The 12,272-nt window shown below is 61.0% G+C and carries 12 protein-coding genes; 11 read left to right on the plus strand and 1 reads right to left on the minus strand.

The window, feature by feature from the left end; all coding sequences use genetic code 11:
- The first annotated feature begins 112 nt into the window (after nucleotides 1–112).
- The 11 genes from G7048_RS16595 to G7048_RS16645 all read left to right on the plus strand — a co-directional run bounded on the left by G7048_RS16595 (nucleotide 113) and on the right by G7048_RS16645 (nucleotide 11,670).
- Nucleotides 113–409: a YkvA family protein gene (locus G7048_RS16595; protein WP_166069204.1), complete on the plus strand. Its 297-nt coding sequence runs from the start codon at nucleotides 113–115 to the stop codon at nucleotides 407–409.
- A 326-nt stretch (nucleotides 410–735) separates the two neighbouring features.
- Nucleotides 736–1,764 carry a response regulator gene (locus tag G7048_RS16600; RefSeq protein WP_166069205.1) on the plus strand — a complete coding sequence of 343 codons (1,029 nt, stop codon included), beginning with the start codon at nucleotides 736–738 and terminating at the stop codon, nucleotides 1,762–1,764.
- A gap of 17 nt (nucleotides 1,765–1,781) precedes the next feature.
- A complete protein-coding gene (locus tag G7048_RS16605) occupies nucleotides 1,782–3,191 on the plus strand; it encodes a sensor histidine kinase KdpD (protein WP_166069206.1) in 1,410 nt (469 codons plus the stop codon).
- Nucleotides 3,192–3,421: 230 nt separating this feature from the next.
- Entirely contained in the window at nucleotides 3,422–4,249 is an 828-nt protein-coding gene (locus G7048_RS16610; RefSeq protein ID WP_166069207.1) for a hypothetical protein, read from the plus strand.
- A gap of 76 nt (nucleotides 4,250–4,325) precedes the next feature.
- A complete protein-coding gene (locus G7048_RS28720; protein WP_166069208.1) occupies nucleotides 4,326–5,894 on the plus strand; it encodes an exosporium protein in 1,569 nt (522 codons plus the stop codon).
- Nucleotides 5,895–6,076: 182 nt separating this feature from the next.
- Nucleotides 6,077–7,174, plus strand: coding sequence for a glycosyltransferase (locus tag G7048_RS16620; protein WP_166069209.1), 1,098 nt, complete (start codon nucleotides 6,077–6,079; stop codon nucleotides 7,172–7,174).
- The gene (locus tag G7048_RS16625; RefSeq protein ID WP_240933006.1) at nucleotides 7,171–7,803 is read left to right on the plus strand and encodes a nucleotidyltransferase family protein; all 633 of its coding nucleotides are present in this window, start codon (nucleotides 7,171–7,173) and stop codon (nucleotides 7,801–7,803) included. The genes G7048_RS16620 and G7048_RS16625 overlap by 4 nt, the downstream gene beginning before the upstream one ends.
- A gap of 27 nt (nucleotides 7,804–7,830) precedes the next feature.
- On the plus strand, nucleotides 7,831–9,021 hold the full coding sequence (locus tag G7048_RS16630; RefSeq protein ID WP_166069211.1) for an alpha-hydroxy acid oxidase: 1,191 nt from the start codon (nucleotides 7,831–7,833) through the stop codon (nucleotides 9,019–9,021).
- Nucleotides 9,022–9,132: 111 nt separating this feature from the next.
- A complete protein-coding gene (locus tag G7048_RS16635; protein WP_166069212.1) occupies nucleotides 9,133–10,203 on the plus strand; it encodes a pirin family protein in 1,071 nt (356 codons plus the stop codon).
- Nucleotides 10,204–10,305: 102 nt separating this feature from the next.
- Nucleotides 10,306–11,367 carry a pirin family protein gene (locus G7048_RS16640; protein WP_166069213.1) on the plus strand — a complete coding sequence of 354 codons (1,062 nt, stop codon included), beginning with the start codon at nucleotides 10,306–10,308 and terminating at the stop codon, nucleotides 11,365–11,367.
- Between the two features lie 90 nt (nucleotides 11,368–11,457).
- Nucleotides 11,458–11,670 (plus strand): molybdopterin-binding protein, encoded by a 213-nt coding sequence (locus tag G7048_RS16645; protein ID WP_166069214.1) that lies wholly within the window; start codon nucleotides 11,458–11,460, stop codon nucleotides 11,668–11,670.
- Nucleotides 11,671–11,737: 67 nt separating this feature from the next.
- Here the strand turns inward: G7048_RS16645 and tsaA are convergent, their stop codons facing one another.
- On the minus strand, nucleotides 11,738–12,220 hold the full coding sequence (gene tsaA / locus G7048_RS16650; protein ID WP_166069215.1) for a tRNA (N6-threonylcarbamoyladenosine(37)-N6)-methyltransferase TrmO: 483 nt from the start codon (nucleotides 12,218–12,220) through the stop codon (nucleotides 11,738–11,740).
- Between the last annotated feature and the right edge of the window lie 52 nt (nucleotides 12,221–12,272).

Below are 12,272 nucleotides of genomic sequence, written 5' to 3' on the forward strand. Positions count from 1 at the left end.
TGCGCCTCTTGTCATCCCCCGGGGTGGCCGCACGTTAAGGACTTGCTGAATCGATCTATCACTTGATCGGTTGTCAGCAAGTCCTTTTCTCTTTTTACGTTGGGAAATTGCCATGTGGAAGCTCGGTCGCCTGTTCACCATGTTTCGCAAGGAGCTGCTGCTCGCCTGGGCGGTGCTGCGTGACCCACGCGCGCCCAGGGCCGCCAAGCTGGTGACCGTGTTGGCGGTACTCTATGTCGTGAGCCCGATCGACTTCATCCCCGACACGATTCCGGTGCTGGGCTGGATCGACGATGGCCTGATTGCCTATTTCCTGCTGCAACTGGCCTTCAAGTTCCTGCCATCCGAGCTGCTGGCCTCGCTGCAGGCACGCGTGAGTGCGCGTACGCAGGCGAAGACGGCTCGCTGACGAAGCCACCAGAAGACTCCTGAAACGAGAGCGCACCCGGCTTTGGCTGGGTGCGTTTTCGTGTTTTTGAGCGTCTGGCGATGTTGTTGCGCCCCGGTTGATTTGTTGAGAAATTGAATATTTCTCAATGAAATCAAATGGTTGAGTGAAAAATCAAATATTTCACTTGATCAATATCACCGAGCAAAATACCCAAATCAAGTGATGGGCAAGCGTATTTGAAAAGTATCTAATAGAAACATTAGTGCGAGGATATGCACTTTTGTTTTCAATTGTCATTCTTGACTGTGATGCTGACAAACCGACATCGACCCATCATTCTTTGCGTGGAAGACGAACCCACCTTGCTGCGCGACCTGTGCGAAGAGCTGCAGGGTGCTGGCTATGACGCTGTCGGTGCGTCCGATGTGTCGCAGGCTCAACGCATGCTGTCGAACCAGTTCATTCCCGCGATGATCGTTTGCGATGTCAACTTGCCGGGGCAGAGCGGGCTGGATTTTCTGTCGCACCTTCGAGGCGAGGACTTGCTGCGCGACGTGCCATTCATGCTGCTCACCGCGCTCTCCGAGCGTGAAGACGTATTGCGTGGCAAATGGGCGGGTGCGGACGACTATCTGGTCAAGCCGGTGGACTACGACATGCTGCTGGCCAGCATCGCGTCGCGATTGGCGCAGGTGGGGCGCATGCACAGCAATTACCACGTGCAGTTGCAGCATCAGGCGAACGAATCGCTGACCCAGTGGACCAATGTGCTGGACAAAGTGAGCCATTGCGCGCTGGTGTGCGATGCCCGTCTCTGTGTGCGCTTTGCCAACCGGGCCGCCTATGGCCTGTGCGGCAGCGCGGAACACAGTCCACTGTCCGTCAGCGCGACAGGGCAGATCGGACTGCACCCCTTCATCGTCAATCACTCAGCGATTCAGGCGTTCATCCATGGTGATGAGGAAGCGGCCAAAGTCGATGTCGCAGCGAACGGAGTCTCCCGCAAGAGCTGGCAGGTGTCACTGCTCGCGTTGAGTGACCGCACTCGGAGCCACATGAGCGCCCGTGTGGCGGACAGCGAGTCGTTCGTGGTGTTTCTCTCGGATCCAGGGCAACGCCAATTGCACAACAAGGCGGCGCTTGCCAGGCGCTTTTCGCTCACACCGACTGAACTGCAAGTGGCGAGCCTGCTCGCGGATGGTCTGACCAAGCAGGAGATGTGCGAACAGATGAAGGTGAGTGCGACCACCATGGCGTATCACCTGCGCAATCTGTTCAGCAAGACCGACACGAATCGCCAGGCAGAGCTGGTGGCACTGCTCATGGCGGTTGCCTGGAACGACATCGCTTTGCCCCCATCGGGCCGAGCCTAGGCAGCGCACCTTCCGTCATGCTGGCGCGCAGTACCTTACAGGCCATCGACATCGTCCGTGCACGTCGGCGGTGGCTGTTCCTGTTCGGTATCGTGCTGCTGTTCTTCATTTTCAGCGTTGCGGTGGCGTGGCAATTGGTGGTGCTGCATCGACAACTGGACGTGCGCGAGGGAAAGAACACGCTGTGGCTGCTCACGCAGGCGCAGAACCATGGCTCGTTGCTGGAGCGGGACGATGGGCTTTTTCGCCAGGGACTGATCCCCCGTGAGGCACTGCTTTTGCAGGAGCACGCGTTCGCGGGCAGCTTGGGGTTGGTGGCGAGCGCTCCGCAACTGGGCATGCTCGAACATTTCGGTGAAGGCGCTGCTGTGATGGCGAACATCCAGCGATTCAGGGCCGCCAATCAGGGCTCCATGGCAGACCAGCCGCGTGATTCCCAAGCGCATCGGGCGTTGTCCAAGCTGATCAAGACGTTGACCGCTTCGGGCAGCCAGATACTGGCGCGCGAGCGCGAGGAGCGCAGCCAGCAATTGGAGCGCTTTGGCGAGCTTGTCCGTGCGGCTTTTGTGGCATTCACGGTCGTGTTGATCACAGGTGGCGTGCTCGTATGGCAATTGCTGCAATCGCTTTCGAGTCAGCGCAGGCAACTGCTCATCATCGGCGAGCAGCGAGACGCACTGCAACATACGGTGCAGCAACTCGAACAGGCCCAACATGCGACCGAGACCTATCGCAACTTTGTGTCGCTTGTGTCTCACCAGTTCCGCACGCCGCTGGCGGTGATCGACTCCACGGCCCAGCGCCTCATGCGCAGTGCGCGCAACGACGCAAGGCAGGGCTTTGCGGATTCGGAGCTGGTGGTCGAAAAAATGAGCCTCACGCGCAGTACGGTCGAGCACATGAACCAGCTCATCGACAGTGTGCTGACCAGCGTGCGTCTAGAGAGCGGCAACTTGCATCTGCAGACCCAGTCCGTGAATCTGGCGGAGCTTGCAGGGCAGGCCGTCGCCACCAACGCGCACTTGCTGCACGACCGCCCGCTGCTGATGGAGACCGAGGGCAAGAGCGACGACTACATCTGCGCCGGAGACCCCAGTCTGCTGGAGCACTTGCTGCAGAACCTGCTCTCCAACGCTTGCAAGTACACCGATCCCGGCACGGCGATTTCCGTGCGGCTGCAGCGAGTCGATGGCGGGCAGCTCATCTGCACGGTGCGCGATTGGGGTGACGGCCTGCCTGCACAGGAACTGGGCATTCTGTTCGAGCGCTTCTATCGTTCGGAGTGCTCGCGCCCCGCCGAAGGCACGGGGCTGGGGCTGTATCTCGCACGCTCCATTGCGCGTCTGCATGGTGGGGACATGGATGCCACCCTGCCCGATGGCGGCGGTCTGGCAGTGCATCTGAGACTGCCTGCCAGCGATTCCTGACAGCCGGGAAGCTTCGCCCAAAGCCCTTGTTGAGTTTCAAATTGTGTTTTTCCTATCCAAATGAACGGGGCTTTTTGAGTTGTGAATTTTTAACATTCTGGTGAACCCTCTCGCGCCATCTGCCGAGATGGTGAGTTGGCGAGACCTTGGTCTAGCTGGGCCTCAATCGGAACCCTGTTCCGTTGCAGCGCAGAACGCCGGAATTGTTCTCCTGTTCAGAAAAACTCAAGATGCAAAGAGAGAAACTCAGCCGCCCTCAGGTGGCAGGCGGGGCGGATGCGCCCAAGCCGCGATGGCTTCGCCCCTGTGCTGGTGCAGCGGTCTGCCTGGCCGCCCTCGTCAGCAGCGCCGCAGTGCAAGCCCAGGGGATCACGGTCAACGCCGGAGACACAAGCACCCTGACCATCACGGCTGACCTGGACTGTCACGACCTGATCGTCAATGGAACGCTGAATGCGCCGGGAGCCACCTTCACCCGAGTCGGCAATGTGATCATCGGCGCGGCAGGGCAGCTCAACGCAGACAACGCCGTCTTCGCTGTGAGCAAGAGCTGGCAAAACAGTGGCACGTTCAGCGGCGCGGCAAGCACGGTGACGGCATCCAACGACTGCGCCAACACCAGCACCACCTTCTCTGGAAACACCGCCTTCGGCAATCTGAAGGCAACGATTGCAGGTCACTCGCTCAGCTTTGCAGCGGGCAGCGAGCAGACAGTCAGCGGCCTGCTGACGCTCAGCGGCGTCACGCTGACCGGTCAAGGCGGCACGGCCTACTTGACGCTGTCGACAGGTGGCACACAGAGCATTGCCAACGTCGGCGTCAGCGCTGTCGATGCATCACGTGGGCAGCACCTTGCGCCCACTTCGGTGAATGTGATCACCGGAACAGCCACCAACTGGTTCGGAAGCCCGACCCCGTCCACCCCCGAACCTGCAGTACCGGTTCCAGCGAACAGCCCTGCCGGTTTGGCCTTGTTGGCGGGCCTGATGCTGGGTGCGGCCCAACTGGCGAGACGCTGGTCGGGCAAGTCTCGCAGCAAGTCGGGCCAAGGCAAATGACGCCGCGCAGCGCGGCATGCCAGTCAACCCTCCAGAACCATTTCTCCAGTTACTCGAATCGACAGGAACACTTGTCATGAAAAAGCACACACTCCATCCTCGCGCCAAGTCCGTGAGCCCATTGCTGGCCGGTTTGCTGGCACTGACGTTTGGCTACGCAGCCCACGCGCAAGTCGTCATTTCAGGCAACAACGGCGTGGCCATCAAGACGCCCCAAGGGGCCACCATCACAGGCTTCTCCAACGACGGCAGAGTCACGATCCCGGGACTGGGCCCGACGGGCGGATACCTGAAAAGCGATGCGTCCGGCGTGTTGTCGGCAGATTCCGGTCCCTCGGGTTTGACGGGAGTCACCGGTGCCACGGGATCGACCGGTGCCACGGGATCGACCGGCGCAACGGGTGCGACCGGTGCAACTGGCGCGGCAGGTGCCACGGGCGCGGCAGGTGTTGGAGGTACGGTTGGTGCAACAGGGGCTACAGGGCCGAGTGGTTCCTCGGGTACCAATGGGGCCGATGGTGCAACAGGAGCTACCGGAGCAACAGGCGTTACGGGTGCCAACGTGCTGTCGGGACACGGCTTTCCCTCACCGCCGACTCTTGGCAACAACGGCGACAGCTATCTTGATGTAGATACGGGTAACGTATATATCAAGGTAACTGGTGCGTGGGATCCCACTCCGACAGGCAAACTCAGCGGCGCAACGGGCGCAACGGGCGCAACGGGCGCAACGGGCGCAACGGGCGCATCAGGAGCAACGGGCGCATCAGGAGCAACGGGTGCGGCAGGTGCAACGGGTGCGGCAGGTGCAACGGGTGCGGCAGGTGCAACGGGCGCAGCAGGCGCAACAGGTGCGGCAGGTGCAACGGGTGCGGCAGGCGCAACGGGCGCAGCAGGTGCAACGGGCGCAGCAGGTGCAACGGGTGCGGCAGGCGCAACGGGTGCGGCAGGCGCAACGGGCGCAGCAGGTGCAACGGGCGCAGCAGGTGCAACGGGTGCGGCAGGCGCAACGGGTGCGGCAGGCGCAACCGGCGCAGCAGGCGCAGCAGGTGCAACGGGCGCAGCAGGTGCAACGGGTGCAGCAGGTGCAACGGGTGCAGCAGGTGCAACGGGTGCAGCAGGTGCAACGGGTGCAACGGGTGCGGCAGGTGCAACGGGTGCGGCAGGCGCAACGGGTGCAGCAGGCGCAACGGGTGCAGCAGGCGCAACCGGCGCAGCAGGTGCAACGGGCGCAGCAGGTGCAACGGGTGCAGCAGGTCCAGCGGGAGCAGCAGGCGCAACGGGCTCGGCGGGTCCAGCGGGAGCAGCAGGCGCAACGGGCTCGGCAGGCGCAGCGGGTGCAACCGGCGCAACCGGCCCAGCGGGTACGAATGGAACTAACGCTGTCGGTTCTTTCAGTGGGTTGGGAGCAGTTTGGGTTTCTGCAACCAATACCAGTCCTGGCAATTCGCGTACCTCGCTGTCCGTCAGTTGTACGGGTGCGAAGGTGGTGCTGGCTGGCGGCGTGAGCCACACCAATGAGGATTACCACATGAAGTCAAATGCTCCAAATTCCGCCAAAACGGGTTGGAGTGCCGAATTCAGCTTCGTGGGCAGCGGCGCAAGCGGCACCGCAACGATATGGGCACTGTGTGTAAATCCGTGATGCAACATTGAAATGGGTGCCCAAGGCAGTGACGCGAAATGCGCCATTGCCGCGACGTTGCTGTGGAGAAAACGCATTCTCCAAATGCAACGAAAGACGAGTGGCCAGTGGCTGCTCGTCTACCTGTTTGTGATATCCCGGTTCAGTTCGTGTTTCTTGGAAACGCCGACTCTTTTCTTCCCATGCCATCCAGTCCCTCCATCTGCCTCAACATGATCGTCAAGGACGAAAGCGCCGTCATAGAGCGCTGTCTGCGATCGGTGCGCAGTCATGTGCATTCCTGGGTGATTGTCGATACGGGCTCCAGTGATGACACGATGGAGAAGATCCGCTCCATCATGGATGGCATTCCCGGCATGCTGCACCAGCGTCCGTGGCGCAACTTCGGGCACAACCGCAGCGAGGCCGTGCAACTGGCATACGCGTCCGGTGCGGACTATGTTCTCTTCATGGATGCGGACGACACGTTGGTTCCTCAACCCGATTTCACCTGGCCTGCGATGGATGCGGACCAGTACCAAATCGGTCTGCGCCTAGGCACGTTGCAGTACGTGCGCACCATGCTTGTGTCCACGCGGTTGGCTTGGCGTTGGACCGGCGTGTTGCACGAATATCCGGAATCCACGCCTCCCGCTGCCACCACCAAGCAACTGGACGGCGTGCATATTCTGAGCGCGTGCGAAGGTGCGCGTTCCAGTGATCCCGACAAGTACAAGAAGGACGCAACCATGCTGCGTGAGGCGCTGGTGCTTGAGCCGCACAACACGCGCTACGCGTTCTATCTTGCGCAGAGTCTGCGCGATGCGGGCGATTCGCTCGCCGCATTGAAGGCCTATCGCCATCGCGTGACGATGGGCGGCTGGATCGAGGAGCACTGGCGTGCAGCACTGGAAGTCGCAAGGCTGGAGGAGCGTCTGGGCAACCCGCTTTCCACCGTGCAGCAAAGCTACTTGGCCGCATTTGAATTACGCGTGCAACGTGCGGAGCCGCTGGTGGATCTGGCCCGATACATGCGCAGGGACAATCGCTTTGCGCTGGCATATCTCTATGCCGGTCAGGCCTGCAAGCTGCCGATGCCCAGTGACAAGCTGTTTGTTGAAGCCCCTGTCTACCAGTGGATGCGCTTTGACGAACTGTCGATCGCGGCCTATTACGTTGGCGAGTACGCGGAGAGCCTGCGTCTGTGCGAGCAATTGCTGCAGAACCCGGATCTGCCGGAGTTCCAGCGCGCTCGCATCATCGAAAACCGTCAGTTCGCCATCGACAAACTGGCGGCTTGAGCGAAGCGGCAAGCGTGTCCGGTATAAAGTCCGGCATGTCCATTGCACATGTTCTCAGCGCTGAAGATTTTCTCGAAATCGCCCTCAGCAACCCCATCAACGCCAAGTTGCTCGACGGCCTGGCAGCCCTGAACATTCCCCAATGCCACCTCACCGCAGGCTGCCTTTTCCAAGCGCTTTGGAATCAGCAATCGGGCCAGCCGGTTGCGCAGGGTGTGAGTGATTACGACGTCTTTTATTTTGACGATTCCGACCTGTCCTACGAGGCCGAGGATGCGGTGATCCAGCGGGTCGCCAAGCAATTTTCGCATCTCGACGTGAAGATCGAAGTGCGCAATCAGGCGCGCGTGCATCTGTGGTATCCGCAGCGGTTTGGTCGTCCTTATCCGCCACTGAAAAGCGCGCGTGACGGCATCGATCGTTATCTGGTTGCGTGCACCTGCGTGGGCATCGATGTGGCGTCTGGCGAGCTGTATTCGCCTGATCCGCTGGATGATCTGGTGGCGGGCATCTTGCGGATCAATCCGCGCTTTTCCGACCCTGTGCAGTTCATGCGCAAGGCGCTGAGTTATCAGGCGCGCTGGCCGTGGTTGCGGATCGTTGAAAATGACGTGAACAACAATGTTTGAAATTCGGCGACTGCAGTATCGATGGTCATGAGCAACAACAGCACAACACAACAATCTAGACCCAACACGCCGCTCAACGCTTTGGGCGAGCCGGTGAAGGCCGCGTGGACGCGCATTCCGGGCGACATCATCTCGCTGCGCGACTACGAGCGGCATGCGCTGCACCATGTGGAGCGCGCATCGTGGGCGCATATCGCCTGCGGTGCGGATCAGGAGTTGTCGATTGCGCGCAATCGCGAAGCCTTCGATGCGCTGCGGCTGGTGCCCGAGCCTTTGCCCGATCTGGCGGATGCGCACACGCGCATCGAGCTGTTCGGCAAGACGCTCAAAAGCCCGATTCTGCTGGCCCCGGTGGCCTATCAGCGGCTCATGCATCCGGAGGGCGAACTGGCCACCGTGCGCGCGGCGATGGCGATGCAGACTGGCATGATGGTGAGCACGCTGGCGACGCAGGCCATCGAAGAGATTGCGCAGGCGGCAGAAGGTGCCAGGCGCGAGCTGTCGCGTGGTGCGCCGCTGTATTTCCAGCTCTACAGCCAGCCCGAGCGCAGCACATCGCTGAACCTTGTGCGCCGTGCCGAGGCGGCCGGGTACGAGGCGATTGTGTGGACCGTGGATGCCAACATCAAGCGCTCGCGGTTTCCGCTGCCGCCGGGAGTGGATGCGGTCAATCTGCTGGGCACGAACCGCCAGCCCACGCAGACCAGCGATCTGATGAGCGAGCACATTCTGTTCGGCACGCCGTTGGCCAATCAGGCACCGGGTTGGGATGAGCTGGCGTGGTTGCGCTCCGAGACGAAGCTGCCGCTGGTGGTCAAGGGCATTCTGTCGGTCAACGCGGCCAAGCGCGCGGTGGAACTGGGCGCGGATGCCATCGTGATTTCCAACCATGGCGGGCGCGTGCTTGATGGCGTGGTCTCGCCCATGGAGATGCTGCCTGCGATTCGCGCGGCGGTGCCTGCGTCGGTTCCGCTGATTGTGGACAGTGGCGTGCGCTACGGCACCGATGTGCTCAAGGCGATGGCGCTGGGTGCGACGGCGGTGATGGTTGGCCGCCCGCAGTTGCACGCGCTGGCAACGGCCGGGATGATTGGCGTGGCCCACATGCTGCATTTGCTGCGCTCCGAGCTGGAACTGGCGATGGCGCAGACGGGATGCGCCACGCTGGAGCAGATTTCGCCGCAATTACTGTTGCGGGACGGAGATCCTGTCATGTGAGGGTTGGGCGAGTCTGGTAGGCTCTTGCAATCGGTTGTGTTGTCCTCATATGCATTGCTGATCAGATGCAAGCCGGGCAGCGTCCCTCTGCACTGAACAAGGAGTAATTCAATGACTGCAGAAAGCAAGCCATCGCTCATCCTGAGCGCTCATGCCATCGAGGGGCGTCTTCCGGGGCTCGACCCCTTCATCTTCGGTGCCTACCACCAGGATTTCTATCCCAAGGGAAACGGCCAGCTCGGTCCTGATCCGGCACTGCTCGCGGGCCGCGAAATCGGCATGGATTTCGCCCGCAAGGACGGCTGGAACATGTACCACGGCGACTCCGTTCCGGGCTTTCCTGCCCACCCGCATCGCGGCTTCGAGACCGTGACCATCGTGCGCAAGGGGCTGGTCGATCATGCCGATTCGCTGGGTGCCACCGCGCGCTACGGCGAGGGCGATGTGCAGTGGCTCACCACGGGCGCTGGGGTGCAGCATGGCGAGATGTTCCCCATGGTGCACGAGGACAAGGACAACACGCTGGACCTGTTCCAGCTGTGGCTGAATCTGCCTGCCAAGAGCAAGATGGTGCCGCCCGACTTCACCATGTTCTGGGCGCACGACATTCCGCATCAGGTGCAGACCGATGCAGAGGGCCGTCGCACGGAAGTGGAGGTCATCGCTGGCGATTACGTGCCGGTCGATCCTCAGGCCGCAGGGGGCGTCACCGAAGTGAAGGCGCTGCGTCCGCCAAGCGCATCCTGGGCGAGCGAGCCGGGTGCCAACGTGGCCATCTGGATCGTGCGCATGGAACCGGGCAGCAGCCTGACCTTGCCTGCCGCAGCGGCTGGCTTGAACCGCGCGGTGTACCTCACCACCGGCAAGAGCTTCATCGTGGGCGAGCATCGTTTCGACCAGCGCGTGATGCTGGTGGTGCAGTCCGATCAGCCAGTGCCGATCACCAACAATGACTCGGAAGTGATCGAAGTGCTGGTGCTGCAGGGCAAGCCGATTGGCGAGCCGGTGGCGACCCGTGGCCCGTTCGTGATGAACAGCGAACAGGAAATCGTGCAGGCCATGCGCGACTACCAGCGCACGCAATACGGCGGCTGGCCATGGCCCACGCATGCGCACACGCATGGCAAGTCGGAACGCTTTGCACAGCATCCCGATGGACGTGTGGAAAAACCGAAGGCATAACGGAGCCATCCATTTGCCACTGCGAACGGGCCGACAAGGCCCGTTCGTGCATCTGGGGCATGCATGGCAAGATGCCCCGGTGAACCCAACGAAGGAGCAGCGATGACGATTCATCCGGTGCAAGGCAATCCGATTCTCGAATCTGTCGAGCTGACATGGCCGTGGCAGGGGATCGACCCGTTTCTGGTGTGTGGTCATCACATCGAGCACTATCCCGCCGGGAATGCCGAACTGGGCGTGCCCGAGGACAAGCTGCAAGGGCACAAGGCAGGCAACGATTTTGCGAACCCGGATGGTTTCAGCACGTACTTTGGCGCGCATGGCATTCCGGGTTTCCCCAACCATCCGCATCGCGGCATGGAGACAGTCTCCATCCTGCGCAAGGGCTATGTCGATCATGCGGATTCGCTGGGCAACAGCGGGCGTTATGGACCCGGTGATGTGCAATGGATGACGGCGGGAGCTGGCCTGCAGCACGCCGAAATGTTCCCGCTGCTGCATGATGATCAGCCCAACGAGTTCGAGTTGCTGCAGATCTGGCTGAACATGCCCGGACGCAGCAAGCTGGTGCAGCCCGAGTACAAGATGATGTGGGCCGAGCGCATTGCGCATTACCGCCATGCGGGTGTCGATGTGGCGGTGATCGCGGGGGCGTACCAACCGCAGGAAGCTGGCGTCAATGCCTCTGAGGTGCAACCGATTCCGCCGACCAGAAGCACATGGGCTTCTCAGCCCGAAGCGGAACTGGCGATCTGGATGATCGAGCTGCAGCCGGGCAGCAAGATCACCTTGCCCGCCGCCCAATTGCAGGCCAACCAGCGCACGCTGTTTGTGTTTGAAGGCAGCAGCCTGCTGGTCGCAGGGCAGGATGTGGGCGGCAATCGCCGTGTGCGCGTGGTGGCGCAGCAGACGTTGGAGCTGGAAAATCGCGGCACGAATGTGGTGTGTGCGATGGTGATGCAGGGCATGCCGATTGCAGAGCCTGTGATTCGATCGACAGTCTATGTGACCAACACCATCGAAGAGCTGCATCAGGCCAAGCGCGATTTTCAGCGCACGCAGTTTGGTGGCTGGCCCTGGGACACGCGCCAGCCCATGCATGGGTCGGGCTTCAGAAGGTTTGCGAAATATGTGGGAGAGACGGATGCCGATGAGCCGACGTGATGATGTCTGACGTGCATATTCTGAAATTGTTGATATGCTGAGTTGCCCCTCTGTCCGTACACCTCAACCTCCATCACATCGGGAATCCCCATGAAAATCAGCGCACGCAATACCCTCAAGGGCAAGATCGTCTCCATCGTCCGTGGCCCCGTGTCCACCGAAGTCACGCTGGAAATCGCTCCCGGCCTGCAGATCACTTCGTCGATCACCACCAACTCCGCCGACGCCTTGAAACTCAAGGAAGGTGGCGAGGCTTATGGCGTGATCAAGGCGTCTTCCGTAATGATTGGCGTGGACGACTGATCTCGCCGCGCTTCATTAAGCAAGCCGCGCGGCACAAAGCCTGCGCGGCTTTTTTGCTTTTGAATGCTCATTTCATGCGGTCGTCCGACAGCGTGTCGGGCAGTCGCTTGAGCCCATGTTCAAACCAGCCTATGCGCGTGGTGCTGCGCACATCGAGTTCGGGTACATACGGTTTGATGTCGAGCACCGGTGTGCCGTCCAGCATGTCGTTGCCAAGAAAATGCAGCACATTGTCTTCCACGCGCGTGAGCCGCACGATGGACAGCCCTATGCGATTGGGCCGGGCAGGCGCGCGCGTGGCGAACACGCCGTGGCTCTGGGTGTCCATGAAGGGCACGACCTCCAGCTTTTCCGTGGCCTGGTGCAGATGCGTCAGCACGATCAGGTATTCAAATCCCTCTATGTCGCGCAGGCCCGCCGCGTACTCGGAAAACACTTCCACGCTGCCCGGCACATCGGCCGCTGCCACAGTTTGAATCGGCATGCCTTGCGTGGCTTGAAAAGGGCTGTGGATCACGCCGATGGCGTTCAGTGAAATGGGTATGGACATGATGGACGAGTTGAATGAACGAAGCTGCAATGAACTGGACGATACATCCAGT

Origin of the sequence: Diaphorobacter sp. HDW4B, from assembly GCF_011305535.1 — a bacterium.
GTDB lineage: Bacteria > Pseudomonadota > Gammaproteobacteria > Burkholderiales > Burkholderiaceae_C > Diaphorobacter_A.